This window comes from Paratractidigestivibacter sp. (genome assembly GCF_963660155.1).
Lineage (GTDB): Bacteria > Actinomycetota > Coriobacteriia > Coriobacteriales > Atopobiaceae > Paratractidigestivibacter.
Window position 1 is genome coordinate 1 of record NZ_CAVKWG010000039.1, and the last position, 14,191, is coordinate 14,191.

Sequence of the window (14,191 nt, forward strand, 5' to 3'; positions counted from 1 at the left end):
ACCTGCAAAAGGGACTGTCCCCTTTGCAGGTCGCGACGCTTTACAGCTCCAGGCCGTCGAAGGCGGCGCAGATGGCGTCGAGGAGAAGCACGGCGTAGGTCTGCGCGTCGCCTATGGTGAAGCTGCCGTTGGGGTCGGTGCCCACGGGCAGCTCGATGCGCGTGGCCTTCGGGCTCTTGCGCGAGCCCTGCAACGCGGTGCGAAGGCGGGTCGGCAGCGTGTCGACATCGTCAAGGGCGATGCTGCCCACGGTGGGCGTGGCGTGCGGATCGTGCGGGGTGGCCGAGAGCGTGATGAGCGCGCGCGCGTTCTCGTCAGCCTCGTCGGCGCTGCTAACGACCTCGATACCGCAGCTATCGCTTGTGGCCTGGGCCAAGTTGAGGACGCGGCCGGCCACGTTGCGCGAGATGGGGTCGTCGGCCATGATGGCCAGGCCGATGCCGTCGAGCACGTTCGCGGCGCGCGCGAAGCCCATGGTGCCGGCGGGGTGCGGGCCCGCCGCGGGCTTGCCGTCCCAGACGTGCTTGAGGCGGTCGATGGCGTCAAAGGTGTCCTGGAACGCCATGCCGTCGGCCAGTGCACCGACCGACTCCTGGAAGAGCTTGACCGCGGCCTCGGTGTAGACGCCGAAGCAGCCGTCGGGCTCGCCGCACGAGAAGCCGAGGACGTTCAGGCGCTCCTGCAACTGACGCACGTCGTTGCCGTGGAAGTTGGGAAGGCGCAGGTAGAGTGTGCGATCGCCCAGCTGGTAGCACTCGTCGACAAGGGCGGACCAGGTGGCCGCGTCGACGGCCTCGCTGAGGCTCAGTTCGTGGTCGAGGCGAAAACGGGCCACGGCGGTGGCGGTGGAGCGGCCGAACTTCTTGCCGTCGTGCTCGTACTCGTCGATGCGATAACCGAGGGAGGCCAGGCGCTCCTGGATGTCCTCGACCGCGGCGCCTGTCGCGCCTTCCTGAATGGGTTCCATCAAAATCTCTCCTATGTAATGCGTGTGCGCGGGGCTTCGGCTTGCGGCCTAGCTCGTGCGCTCCACGAAGAAGTCTGCCATAGAAACGAGGGTCTCACGAGCCTCTTCAGCAAGCCCAACGCCGCGTAGATGCCGTTTTGCCTCGGCCACGAGGTCGCGTGCGTAGGCGCGGACGTGGTCGATGGCCCCGGCGGCGTCGATAAGCTCGACGGCGCGCGCGAGGCGGTCGGGGTCGGTCTCGCCGGACTGCAGGATGCCCACGAGCTCGTCCTTCTCGCCGGCGCCGAGGTGCTCGAGCGCCCAGACGACGAGCATCGTGCGCTTGCCCTCGGTGATGTCGCTGCGGAAGTCCTTGCCCTGCGCTGCCGCGTCGCCGACCAGGTTGAGAAGGTCGTCTTGCAGCTGGAAGGCGAGGCCGGCCGCCATGCCGAAGGCGTCCAGCGCACGGATTTGCTCGTCGGTGCCGCCGCCCACGATGGCGCCCGTGGCCAGGGGGATGGCCGCGGAGTAGTAGGCCGTCTTGTGGGAGGCCATGTACAGGTAGTCGTCGACGCTCACGTCCCAGTGGCCGTCGCGAACCCAGCCCAGGTCAAGGGCCTGGCCCTCGATGGTGCGCTCCTCCATTTGGAAAAGGCGCTCCATGACGGCGAGGCGGGTGGCGGTGGGCAGGGCCTCGTCGCGAAGGACACCGCCGAGTACGACGGCGAGGCCGAGGTCGCCGATGTTGATGGCGACGCCCGCGCCCTCGGTGATGTAGGTGCACGGCTCGCCGCGGCGCAGCTCCGACTTGTCGGCGATGTCGTCGTGGATAAGGGCCGCCGACTGGAAGTTCTCGATGGCGGCGGCGGCGCTCATGGCGAGCGCCGGGTCGCTGCCTACGGCCTCACAGCCCAGAAGGCACAGGGCCGGGCGGGTGCGCTTTCCGCCGGACGCAGAGAAGCGCGCGAAGGGTGCGTAGAGGTAACGGTCCAGGTCGGCGCGGGTGGCGTCGGCGGTGCCGGGTTCGCAGGCGGGCGCCGTGCGGGCCAGGTAGGCCTCGATCTGCGGGCGAACGCGGCCCAGGTAGGCGGCGAAGCGCGCCCCGGGCGCGGCCACGGCGGCGGCGTCGGCCGCGGGCGCGGCCACGTTCTTCTCTGCGTTATCGGCGGCGGTCATTCTTGCTGACCCCTAATCTTCGGCGTAGCCGTTGGGGTTGTGCGACTGCCAGTTCCAGGAATCGCGGCACATGTCGTCAATATTGAACTTGGCCTCCCAGCCCATGAGTTCCTTGGCCTTGGAGCAGTCGGCGTAGTTGGCGGTCACGTCGCCGGGGCGGCGCGGGTCGATGACGTAGGGGACGTCCTTGCCGCAGGCGCGGCCGAAGGCGGTGATGATCTCGAGGACCGAGGTGCCCTTGCCGGTGCCCAGGTTAAAGACCTCGACGCCTTCGCGGCCATTCATCCAGGCAAGCGCGGCGGCGTGGCCGGCGGCCAGGTCGCAGACGTGGATGTAGTCGCGCACGCCCGTGCCGTCGGGCGTGTCGTAGTCGTCGCCGAAGACGTGGACCTCAGAGCGCCTGCCGATGGCAGTCTGCGCGACGTAGGGCAGCAGGTTGTTGGGGATGCCCTTGGGGTCCTCGCCCATGAGGCCCGTGGGGTGAGCGCCGATGGGGTTGAAGTAGCGGAGCAGCACGACGTTCCACTCGGGGTCGGCCACGGTAAGGTCGGTGAGGATCTGCTCGATCATCCACTTGGTCCAGCCGTAGGGGTTGGTGGCCGGCTTCTTGGGGCTGGCCTCGGTGAGCGGCAGGGAGTCGGGGTCGCCGTAGACGGTGGCCGAGCTCGAGAAGATGATGGACTTGCAGCCGTGCTCGCGCATGACGTCGACGAGGGTCAGCGTGTTGCCGATGTTGTTGCTATAGTACTCGACCGGCTTGGAGACGGACTCGCCGACGGCCTTGTAGCCGGCGAAGTGGATCACGCGGTCGATGTCGTTCTCGTCGAAGATGCACTCCAGGGCCTCGCGGTCGTTCACGTCGGCGCGGTAGAACGTGAGGCGCTCGGCGGCCTCGTCGCCCACGATGGTGTCGATGCGGTCGAGCACCTTCTCGGAGGCGTTGGAGAGGTCGTCGACGATGACGACCTGGTAGCCGTTCTGGAGCAGCTCGACCACGGTATGGCTGCCGATGAAGCCGGCGCCGCCGGTGACGAGCACGCAGGTGTCTTTGGGGTTATTTTTCTCGCTCATGCGAATCCCTTCGTTCGGTTGAGTGACGAGACGCACACTTTTCTTCAGTATACGTCGAGCGCGCGCTGCCCGCGCGTAGGGTCCGGCGAGCACGTTCAGCGTGGATTTTGGGCTCGCTGGGGCAAAAGCGTGGCTTTTTTGGCTGCCGAGAAATAGAAGCCGAGGTTATGCACGATTTAATCCGGACCGGGTGAGTAGCCGGGCCAGAGGCGCTTGCGTTTGCGCAGGTAGATAAGGTGCCGATATTTCGGCTACTCGGCCCATTCGAGTTAAATCGTGCATAACTTCGGTTTGTGCGCTTGCAGACCCTCTTTGAGCCTAAGATAACCGCGCCGTGCGCCTAGATGAGCCCGAAATGTTCGAGCCCCGCGACCACTCCGTCGTGGGCGACGTCGCTCGTCACGTAATCGGCACGCTCCCTCACGGCGTCGACGGCGTTTCCCATGGCCACAGCTACCGTCATCTCATCAAGAATCGGCAGGTCGTTCTCGGCGTCTCCGAAGCCGTAGGTGGGCCCCATGCCATCCCTGAGCACCTTTGCTATGGCAAGAAGCCCCGCGCGCTTGGTGTTCGACGCGAGGCCGATCTCGCTGTTGCCGAGCTCCAGTGCGTGCGCGCTCAGTGATTCCGCGAGCCGAGGCTCGGCCATGATCTCGTCGGCAGCCGCCGTGGGCAGGATCACTTTGTATACGCGGCCGTCGGGCTGGCGCCTCAGGGCCTCGTTGATGTCGGGCGCTGAATTGGCCGAATCCCCTTGAGTGCCTCCGCGCAGCTCCGTCACGACGCGCAGGCCCTCGAGTCGTGCGCCCTCGCCCCGCCGCGCGAGCACGTCGTCGACGGCGCGCAGCAGCTCGGGGTCAATCGGCTCGTTTCGAAGGATGCGCGAGCCAAGCGTCACATAAGCGCCCGCCAGCGTAATAAAGCCAGAGAACGGCATGGCGGTAATGAGCGGATGAATGGCCCCGGGTGGCCGCCCCGTGCACACGAAGGCGCGGTGGCCGCGGCGCACGAGCCTGCGCACCGCGTCGACGACGGCATCGTTGGGCGCCGGCGAGAGCCCCTGTTCCCAGCGCGGTCGCCCTTCCTCGCAGGTCGGGTCGACCCAACCGAGCGTCCCGTCGATGTCAAAGAAGACCGTCGCCGTCTTCGCAGCCGTTGTCTGTGCGTCGGGTCGCATTGCCCAGAGCCCCTTTCCGCGCGGCGGCCGCGCCACCGCGTTGCCTTATTCGGCGAGCCCCGCGGCCTCGTCGAAGCATTCCTTGATCCCGACGACGCCCGTGCCGATGATTACCTGCGCCACTTTGCCGCTCAGCATGACGCCGCGCGCCCCGGCCGCCACGAAGTCGTCGTTTACGGCTACAAGCGAGGCATCGCGGACCTCGATCCTCAGGCGTGTGACGCAATTCGTCACGCCCACGATGTTCTCGCGCCCACCGACGAGCTCAACGATTCTCCTTGCGAGGCGGTTCTTGGCCTGAGCGTCGCGGAATTCCGCCTTGCTCTCGAAGCGAACCGCCTCCTCGTCCGGCTCTCGGCCGGGGGTCTTCAGGTCGAATCGCAGGATAAGCCAGCGCATGACGACGAAGTACACCAGGCCAAAGCACAGCCCGACCCCGAGGGCGGCCAGGTAGGTCTGCCAGTGGCTGGGCCCGAGGGGCAAGAAGTTGAACGACGACATCTCGATGAGGCCGCCCGAGAACACGCCGACGGCACCCACCAGGTTCATGCACATCGAGAGCAGCGCAGAGAGCAGCGCATGCGCTACAAAGAGCACGGGCGCGACAAAGAGGAACGTGAACTCGATAGGCTCCGTGACGCCGCAGAACACGGACGTGAGCGTGATGGGGAGCAGAAGGGCGATCAGCTGCTTGCGCTTGGCGGGCTTTGCCGTGACGTAGAAGGCGCAGGCGATTCCCGGAATGCCGAAGATCTTCGACCAGCCGGTCGCGGTAAGAGAAGCCCAGGGGGCGAGCTGTGTGAGGGGCTCGGTCGTCGCGGCGAGGCTCGGCAGCATGTTGGCCCAAGCGGCGTAAATGCCGCCCGAGACCACGACGCTGTCGTAATAGAAGGGCGCGTACAGGATGTGGTGCAGGCCGAAGGGGATGAGCGTGCGCTCGAGGAAGACGAACAGCCCTGTGCCGCCTACGCCGAGGCCGGTGATGGCGCCCTGCAAACCAAGGATCACCTGCTGGACGGGAGGCCAAACAAAGGCGGCCGCCACGGCGACGGGGAGCATGACAAAAAAGCAGACCAGATACACAAAGGTGGAGCCCGAGAACACGCCGAGGCATTCGGGCAGCTCAAAGTTAAAGAGCTGGTTGTGGATCGTGATGACCAGCCCGGAGATGAGCAGCGCGCCGACCATGCCCATATCCAGCGTCTTTATGCCCGCGACCATCGCGAGGCCGGAAGCGTTGCCGACTTCGGCCGAGAAATCCACGCCGAGCTGCGCGCCCCAGGTCTGCATGATCTGGCTCACAAAGTAATTGAAGGTCAGGTAAGAGACGAGCGATTCCATGCAGCAGCGGGCCGGCTCCTTCTTTGCGAGACCGATGGGCAGCGACACCGCGAACAGCAGCGGCAGCTGGTTGAACACGGTCCATCCGCCTTGCAAAACGACGTTCCACGCTTGGTACCACAGACTATCGGGCGCGGCGAGGTCCCCCATGACCGCGCTGGTGGTAAAGAGCGTGCCGAGACCGACGACCGTTCCGGCGAATGCGAACAACATGACGGGCGTGAACATGGCCCCGCCGAACCGCTGAATCTTCTGCAACATTGATGAGCTCTTCCCCCAAATCCGGGCAACCCGGAATTTCTTCCCTGCCAAAAAAGGTAACGAACGGAAGAGAGCTTTGTTTAAACAACACGCCGAACAAACGATAGACGAACCTAATTTGCCGCTAAGCGGCCCTCGGTGAGCCCTTCCCGCGCAGGGGCGCGCTATACTCATCTCCTCAAGAAACGCCGCGCACAGGAGCGCGGCTCACGGTCATTTTCGGCCAAGTTCTACCCAGGAAAGAGAGTGCGGTTATGCCCAAGGCGCGCTTCGAGGGGATTTATCGCGAGCTTCGGCGCCGCATCGAGCAGGGCGCTTACGCCTATCAGTCCTTTCTTCCGCCCGAAAGCGAGCTGACCGAGGAATTCGGGTGCTCGCGCAACACGGTTCGGCGCGCCTTGTCCATGCTCACCGACGTTGCCTACGTTCAGCCTATTCACGGCAAGGGCGTGCGCGTTATTTGGCAAAAGTCGACTCATGGTGTCGAGGGCAGCCTTGAGGGCGTCGAGTCCTTCGCCGAGTACGCGGCCCGCAACGGCATGACGCCGTCGACCGAGTGTAAGGTATTTGAACATATCACCTGCTCGGAGTCACTTGCTGCCCGTTCTGGCTTCTCGGTGGGCGATAAGCTCATACGCCTCATTCGCGTGCGCAGCCTGGACGGCAAGCCCCGCCAGATCGACCACGGCTACTTTTTGGAGTCCGAGGCGCACGGCCTTACGCCCGAGATCGCGGAGGACTCGATCTACCGCTACTTCGAGGGCACGCTCGGCATGAAGGTCCTCACGAGCCGCCGCACCGTTACCGTGCAGCTCGCAGGCGATGAGGACTGCGCCTATCTGGACCTCGGCCCCTATGGCTGCGTGGCCGTGATGGAGGGCCAATCGTTCAACTCAGAGGGCATCATGTTCGAGTACACCCACACGAGGATCCATCCCGAGATCTTCTGCTACCGCATGACCTCCAAGCGCTAGGCGCGACCCGGCAACCTCGCCTGCGTCTTGGCCGTGTTCGCATTCGCCCGGAGCTTGCCGCCCCGCATTCGCGATACATGTCTAAATAACACCGAATTTCGGCTTCCCCAAAGGGTTTGGCGGCTAACCCGACCTCCTTGCGTGCCAACGGCGAGTTTCTCTCCAAATACTAGAGCCGACCTGCGCAATTAGCAAATTCTGCGCCGACGCCGTACTTCTCGTCGTCTGCGGCAGCCTACCGCTCGCCGAGAAATACCAGACCATTGGCAGCAACATGTTTGAACAAGCTGGAGATCGGACGTACGGTGTACTCCGAAGATAAGGCGCAAGGGGCGCCTCAAACGAAAGGGAGAAGAAAATAATGAAGGCAAACATGGATCGCCGCCAGTTCCTGTCGCTTTCCGGCATCGCGCTTGCGGGCCTCGGCCTCGCCGGCTGCGGCTCCTCGAGCAGCAGCTCCAGCAGCGATTCCGGCAGCGGCGACGCCACGAAGGGCTCCGTCTACTTCCTCAACTTCAAGCCTGAGGTCGACGAGGAGTGGCAGTCCCTCGCAAAGAAGTACACCGAGAAGACCGGCGTCGAGGTCAAGGTCGTGACGGCCGCCTCCGACACCTACGAGCAGAAGCTGCAGTCCGAGATCTCCAAGTCCTCCGCTCCGACCCTCTTCCAGGTCAACGGCCCGACCGGCCTTGCCAACTGGAAGGATTACTGCATGGATCTCACCGGCACCAAGATCCTGGGCGAGCTCTCCAACGACGCGCTCAAGCTCGAGGCCGACGGCAAGGTCTGCGCCATCGACTACGTCGAGGAGGATTACGGCATCATCTACAACAAGGAGCTGCTGACCAAGGCGGGCTATTCCGGCGACGACATCAAGGACTTCGCCTCCCTCAAGAAGGTCGCCGACGACATCCAGGCCCGCAAGGCCGAGCTCGGCGTCGAGGGCGCCTTCACCTCCGCCGGCATGGACTCCAGCTCCAACTGGCGCTTCACCACTCACCTCGCCAACCTCCCGATCCACTACGAGTTCAAGGACGAGAACGAGGAGGACACCGACGCCATCAAGGGCACCTACCTGCCTGAGTACAAGCAGATCTTCGACCTCTACCTCACTGACTCCACCTGCGATGCCTCCCAGGTCGCTTCCAAGACCGGCGACGACGCCGTCAACGAGTTCCTCAACGGCAAGGCCGTCTTCTACCAGAACGGCACCTGGGCCTACAAGGACATCGCGGCGCTCGGTGACGACAAGATCGGCATGATTCCCATCTACATCGGCGCCACGGGCGAGGACAAGCAGGGCATGTGCTCCGGCGGCGAGAACTACTGGTGCGTCAACTCCCAGGCTTCCGCCGACGACCAGGCCGCCACGCTCGAGTTCCTCTACTGGGTCGTCACCGACGATGAGGCCACCACGGCCATCGCCGAGAACATGGGCCTGACCATGCCGTTCAAGTCCGCCAAGGAGATCTCCAACCCCCTGGCAAAGATCGCCAAGGAGTACGTCGAGAAGGGCTACGAGGCCGTGAGCTGGGACTTCGTTCACATTCCGTCCGAGGAGTGGAAGAAGAACCTCTCGAGTGCCCTCGTCGCTTACGCTGCCGGCGGTTCGTGGGACGACGTGAAGACCGCCTTCGTCGAGGGCTGGGCCACCGAGAAGGCCGCGTCCAAGTAAGCGTCCAAGCCTGATTTAGTCCCCCCCCAAGCAAAAAGGAGCGGTCGGCCTCGGCCGTCCGCTCCTTTTTGTTCTTCGCAAGGAAAGGAGTGTTTCATGGTCAAAGAGATCAAGCGCTGGTGGCCGCTCTTTGTGCTGCCGACCGCGCTGTCGTTTCTCCTCGGCTTCGTAATCCCGTTCGCGCAGGGCCTCTATCTCTCGTTCTGTGAATTCATCACGGTGGGCAACGCGAAGTTCGTGGGCATCCGCAACTACGTCGACGCTATCGCCGACACCCAGTTCACGTCGTCGTTCTTCTTTACCGTGGCCTTTACCATCGTCTCGGTCGTGCTCATCAACGTGATCGCGCTCGCCATCGCCCAGGCGCTTACCCGCAAGGGCCTTCGCGGCACGAACATCTTCCGCACGGTCTTCTTCATGCCGAACCTCATCGGCGGCATCATCCTCGGCTACATCTGGCAGATCCTCATCAACTGCCTTCTGGCCAATGCCGGCCAGCAGCTCCTGGCGCTCGACTCGAACGCCGGCTTCTGGGGCCTCATCGTCCTTACCCTGTGGCAGCAGATCGGCTACATGATGATCATCTACGTCGCCGGCCTGCAGTCCATTCCGAGCGACTACATCGAGGCGGCCAAGGTCGACGGCGCCACGGCGTGGCAGACGTTCTGGAAGGTTAAGATCCCCAACCTCATGCCGACCATCACCATCTGCCTGTTCCTCACGCTGACAAACGGCTTCAAGCTCTTCGACCAGAACCTCGCGCTCACCGGCGGCGAGCCCGCGCACTCGACCGAGATGCTGGCCCTGAACATCTACAACACGTTCTACACCCGCTCCGGCATCAAGTGGATGGGCATCGGCCAGGCCAAGGCCGTCATCTTCTGCATCCTGGTCGTCGTCATCGCGCTGGTGCAGCTGCGCGCCACGCAGTCTAAGGAGGTCGAGCAGTAATGCAGAAGGACAAGGTCATCAACCGCGTGCTGTCGATCTTCTTCACGGTGCTCTCGCTCGCGTGGATCTACCCGATGTTCATGATCGCCCTGAACTCCTTTAAGCAGGAGTCGGCGATCAGCACCACCACCGCCTTCGACCTCGTGTCGAACGACACCTTCGCGGGATTCGCCAACTACCTGAGCGCCCTCACCAAGCAGGGCTTCGCGCAGGCGTTCGGCTACTCGCTGCTTATTACCGTGACGTCGGTCGTGCTCATCCTCGTGTGCTGCTCCATGTGCGCCTGGTACATCGTCCGCGTCAACAACAAGCTCTCCAAGGTCCTGTACTACCTCTTCGTGTTCTCCATGGTCGTGCCGTTCCAGATGCTCATGTTCACGCTCTCGAACCTCGCCGACACCCTGGGGTTCAACACGCCGTTCAACATCTGCTTCATCTACCTGGGATTCGGCGCCGGCCTTGCGGTGTTTATGTTCACGGGCTTCGTCAAGAGCATCCCGCTCGAGATCGAGGAAGCGGCCATGATCGACGGTTGCAACCCCGTGCAGACGTTCTTCCGCGTGGTGCTTCCCATCATGAAGCCGACCTACATCTCGGTCGGCATTCTCGAGACCATGTGGGTTTGGAACGACTATCTGCTGCCGTACCTCACCCTGGATTCCACCCAGTACAAGACGATTCCGATTCTCATCCAGTACTTCCGCGGCGGCTACGGCCACGTTGAGCTCGGCCCCATGATGGCCTGCATCATGATGGTCATCATCCCGATTGTCATCGTCTACCTGGCTTGCCAGAAGCACATCATCGACGGCGTCGTCTCCGGCGCGGTCAAGGGCTAAGGCCCCACTCACTACGAACTTGCGAGCCGGCGGCGTTGCCGTCGCCGGCACACGAAGAAAGGCATCACCATGGCAGAGATCGTTCTCTCGCACATAAAGAAGGTCTATCCCAACGAGACCAAGAAGAAGGGCCTCTTTGGAAAGAAGAAGGTCAAGGAGCGCAAGACCAACCTGCAGGTCACCGAAGAGGGCGTGCTCGCGGTCCAGGACTTCAACCTTACCGTCCATGACCAGGAGTTCGTTGTGTTCGTCGGCCCGTCCGGCTGCGGCAAGTCCACCACGCTGCGCATGATCGCCGGCCTTGAGGAGATTACCTCCGGCGACCTCACCATCGACGGCGTGCGCATGAACGACGTCGCCCCCAAGGACCGCGACATCGCGATGGTTTTCCAGAGCTACGCCCTGTACCCGAACATGTCCGTCTACGAGAACATGGCGTTCACGCTTAAGCTCAAGAAGGTTCCCAAGGACGAGATCGACCGCAAGGTCCGCGCCGCCGCCGAGACGCTCGGCATCACGCAGTATCTGGACCGCAAGCCCAAGGCCCTCTCCGGCGGCCAGCGCCAGCGCGTCGCCATCGGCCGCGCCATCGTGCGCGACCCGAAGGTCTTCCTTATGGACGAACCGCTGTCGAACTTGGACGCGAAGCTGCGCAACCAAATGCGCGCCGAGCTCATCAAGCTGCGCCATGAGATCAACGGCACCTTCATCTACGTCACGCACGACCAGACCGAGGCCATGACTCTGGGCGACCGCATCGTCATCATGAAGGACGGCGTCGTGCAGCAGATCGGCACTCCGCAGGAGGTCTTCAACCACCCCGCGAACATCTTCGTCGCCGGCTTCATCGGCATGCCGCAGATGAACTTCTTCGATGCCACGCTCGCGCGCTTCGATAACGAGTTCCACGCCGAGACCGCCCACTTCGATATTCCGCTCTCGCCCAGCGTGTGCAGGAGGCTCGACGAGACCATCGACCCCGCTTCGCGCGTTGAGGTGACGGTGGGCGTGCGCCCCGAGCAGATTCAGCTCTGCTCCGCCGACGACCTCGGTGCCCTGACCGGCCGAATCGAGGTCACCGAGCTGATGGGCTCCACTGTGCACGTCCATGTTTCCACGCCCGATGCCTCGTTTGTCCTCGTGCTCCCTGCGGGCGACCTCGAGAGCGAGGGCGGCACCCTTGCGACCGGCGACGAGGTTCACTTTAAGTTTGAGCCCGAGGCGGTCCACATCTTCGACCGCGAGACGGGCGTCGCTTTGAGCTAGCCTCGCGCGTTCTTCCTTTCTTGGCCGCGGTCCATTCTTCCCCTTTCCGTGGCCCGAAGGCCCCCGGTTCCCCTTGCGGACCGGGGGCCTCGTCGTCTCGAGTGGAAAGGGGCAGTCCCTTTGTCCACTGCCGCAGGCTCGTCGCCCACAAAGAAACCCCGGCGCCGAAGGGGCGCGCCGGGGGAGGGAAGGGGGATTCTTGCCAAGAGCTACTTGAGGTGCCAGATCTCGCCGTTGTACTGCGCGATTGTGCGGTCGGACGAGAAAGCGCCGGCCTGCGCGATGTTGACCAGGGCCTTCTTGCCCCAGGCCTCGCGGTCCTCGTAGTCGCGCAGGACCTCTTCCTTCTTCTGGATGTATTCCTCGAGGTCGAGCAGCGCCATGAACCAGTCCTTGCCGGCGATGTCGTCGTGCAGGCGCTGGAGGCGCTCGGCGTTGCCCGTAGCCATAAACGCGGGGCTCGTCATGAAGTCGACCAGCAGCTTCGTGCCCGGACGGCGATACAAGGCCGCGGCGTCGTAGGTGCCGTCGGCATAGAGCTTCTCGACCTGCTGCGAAGAGGCGCCGAAGGTGTAGATGTTCTCGTCGCCCACGAGTTCGGCGATCTCGACGTTCGCGCCGTCGAGCGTGCAGAGCGTGAGCGCGCCGTTGAGCATGAACTTCATGTTCGAGGTGCCGGAGGCCTCCTTGGAGGCGAGGCTGATCTGCTCGGAGATGTCAGCTGCGGGAATCACGTGCTCGGCGGCGCTCACGTTGTAGTTCTCGATCATAACGACCTGCAGGTAGGGGGCTACGTCGGGGTCGTTAGCAATCCACTGGGACAGCGTGAGCACGAGGTGGATGACGTCCTGCGCAATCACGTAGGCAGGCGCGGCCTTGCCGCCGAAGACGATGGTCAGCGGGTGGGCGGGGATGTTGCCGTTCTTGATGTCGAGGTACTTCCAGATGATGTAGAGGGCGTTCATCTGTTGGCGCTTGTACTCGTGAATGCGCTTGACCTGAACGTCAATGATGGCGTCCTCGGGGATCTTTGCGCCCTGCGTGCGCGTAAGGAAGCTGCGCATGCGGGTCTTTGCCGCGGCCTTGACCTCGCCGAAGCGCGAGAGCGTGTCCGCGTCGTCGACGAGCGCGGCGAGCGGCGTGAGGTCACCCGTGCGGCGCCAGTCGGTGCCGATGGCGTCGTCGAGAAGCGCGGCGAGCTCGGGGTTGCAGCCCATGAGCCAGCGGCGGAAGGTGATGCCGTTCGTCTTGTTCGAGAACTTCTCGGGGTAGATGTCGTAGAAGGGGCGCAGCTCGGTGTTCTTGAGGATCTCGGTGTGCAGCGCGGCCACGCCGTTGATGCTGTAGCCGAAGTGGATATCGATGCGGGCCATGTGCACGACGTCGTTCTCGTCGATGATGGCGACGCGCGGGTCGTCGTGGGCGGCGCGGGCCAGCTTGTCGAGGCGCACGATGACGTCGGCCATGCGCGGCGCCACCTTCTGCAGGCTCTTGAGCGGCCACTTCTCCAGGGCCTCGGCGAGGATGGTGTGGTTGGTGTAGGCGGCCATGCGCGAGACGATGCCGACGGCCTCGTCGAACTCGATGCCGTGCTTCTCGGTGAGCAGGCGGATGAGCTCGGGAATGACCATGGTGGGGTGCGTGTCGTTGATCTGCACGACGGCGTACTCGTCGAGGTCGCGCAGGTTGCTGCCGCGCTCGAGCGCCTCGTCGATGATGAGCTGGGCGGCGTTGCTCACCATGAAGTACTGCTGGTAGATGCGCAGCATGCGGCCGTCCTCGTCGGAGTCGTCCGGGTAGAGGAACAGCGTGAGGTTCTTCTTGAGGGCGAGTTTGTCGAAGTCGATGGAGTCCGACGGGACGATCTCGTCGTCGACGCCCTGCAGGTCAAAGAGGCGCAGGCGGTTCTTGCCGGGCTGGCCGTAGCCGGGCACGTCGATGTCGTAGAGCTTGGAGGTCACGCTGAAGTCGCCGAACTCGACCGTGTAGGTGCGCTCCTCGGGGACGAGCCAGCCTTGCTCGGCCAGCCACTCGTCGGGGAGGGCCGCCTGCTGGTTGTCAATAAAGCCCTGGTGGAACAGGCCGTAGTGGTAATTGAGGCCCACGCCGTCGCCCGGAAGGCCAAGGGTCGCGATGGAGTCCAGGAAGCACGCGGCAAGACGGCCCAGGCCGCCGTTGCCGAGGGAGGGCTCGGCCTCGAGCTCCTCGATGGCGCCGAGGTCGTGGCCGGCCTCGGCGAGCTGGGCGCGCACCTCGTCAAAGAGCCCGAGGTCGATGAGGTTGTTCGAGAGGAGCTTGCCGATGAGGAACTCGGCGGAAATGTAGTACAGCTTGCGCTTGCCGTCGTTGAGGGGCGCCGCGGCGCAGCGCTCGCGGACCTCGTCCATAAGCAGGCCATAAATCTGCTGGTCGGAGGCCTCGGCGAGCGTGACGCCGAGTTTATTCTCGCTGATGCCATTGAGGTCGACGTTGCAGGTCATTGATTCTCCTTTGATGGGGGACGGGGCTGTGCGC

11 protein-coding genes are annotated in these 14,191 nt (G+C 63.8%); 5 read left to right on the forward strand and 6 right to left on the reverse strand.

Features of this window, described 5'->3' with window-relative positions:
• Nucleotides 1-40: 40 nt before the first annotated feature.
• From U5709_RS07120 to U5709_RS07140, 5 genes are all read right to left on the reverse strand, one after another.
• Complete coding sequence (locus U5709_RS07120) at nt 41-967, reverse strand: peptidoglycan-binding domain-containing protein (protein WP_321970869.1); 927 nt, start codon at nt 965-967, stop codon at nt 41-43.
• A 48-nt stretch (nt 968-1,015) separates the two neighbouring features.
• Nucleotides 1,016-2,122, reverse strand: a complete 1,107-nt coding sequence (locus U5709_RS07125; protein ID WP_321973093.1) for a polyprenyl synthetase family protein — start codon at nt 2,120-2,122, stop codon at nt 1,016-1,018.
• 12 nt (nt 2,123-2,134) lie between these two features.
• Nucleotides 2,135-3,193: a UDP-glucose 4-epimerase GalE gene (gene galE / locus U5709_RS07130; protein ID WP_321970871.1), complete on the reverse strand. Its 1,059-nt coding sequence runs from the start codon at nt 3,191-3,193 to the stop codon at nt 2,135-2,137.
• A gap of 340 nt (nt 3,194-3,533) precedes the next feature.
• Nucleotides 3,534-4,370, reverse strand: a complete 837-nt coding sequence (locus U5709_RS07135; protein WP_321970872.1) for an HAD hydrolase family protein — start codon at nt 4,368-4,370, stop codon at nt 3,534-3,536.
• Nucleotides 4,371-4,415: 45 nt separating this feature from the next.
• Complete coding sequence (locus U5709_RS07140) at nt 4,416-5,972, reverse strand: PTS transporter subunit EIIC (RefSeq protein WP_321973094.1); 1,557 nt, start codon at nt 5,970-5,972, stop codon at nt 4,416-4,418.
• A 254-nt stretch (nt 5,973-6,226) separates the two neighbouring features.
• On the opposite strand from U5709_RS07140, the gene U5709_RS07145 reads away from it, so the two are divergent.
• The 5 genes from U5709_RS07145 (at nt 6,227) to U5709_RS07165 (ending at nt 11,677) form a co-directional block, all read left to right on the forward strand.
• Nucleotides 6,227-6,946 carry a GntR family transcriptional regulator gene (locus U5709_RS07145; protein ID WP_321970874.1) on the forward strand — a complete coding sequence of 240 codons (720 nt, stop codon included), beginning with the start codon at nt 6,227-6,229 and terminating at the stop codon, nt 6,944-6,946.
• Between the two features lie 361 nt (nt 6,947-7,307).
• Nucleotides 7,308-8,621 (forward strand): ABC transporter substrate-binding protein, encoded by a 1,314-nt coding sequence (locus U5709_RS07150; protein WP_321970875.1) that lies wholly within the window; start codon nt 7,308-7,310, stop codon nt 8,619-8,621.
• 96 nt (nt 8,622-8,717) lie between these two features.
• Complete coding sequence (locus U5709_RS07155) at nt 8,718-9,572, forward strand: sugar ABC transporter permease (RefSeq protein WP_321970876.1); 855 nt, start codon at nt 8,718-8,720, stop codon at nt 9,570-9,572.
• Nucleotides 9,572-10,411, forward strand: coding sequence for a carbohydrate ABC transporter permease (locus U5709_RS07160; RefSeq protein WP_321970877.1), 840 nt, complete (start codon nt 9,572-9,574; stop codon nt 10,409-10,411). Before U5709_RS07155 ends, U5709_RS07160 begins: the two co-directional genes overlap by 1 nt.
• Nucleotides 10,412-10,480: 69 nt before the next feature.
• A complete protein-coding gene (locus U5709_RS07165) occupies nt 10,481-11,677 on the forward strand; it encodes an ABC transporter ATP-binding protein (RefSeq protein ID WP_321970878.1) in 1,197 nt (398 codons plus the stop codon).
• Between the two features lie 209 nt (nt 11,678-11,886).
• Here the strand turns inward: U5709_RS07165 and glgP are convergent, their stop codons facing one another.
• On the reverse strand, nt 11,887-14,157 hold the full coding sequence (gene glgP / locus U5709_RS07170) for a glycogen/starch/alpha-glucan family phosphorylase (protein ID WP_321970879.1): 2,271 nt from the start codon (nt 14,155-14,157) through the stop codon (nt 11,887-11,889).
• Nucleotides 14,158-14,191 lie beyond the last annotated feature (34 nt).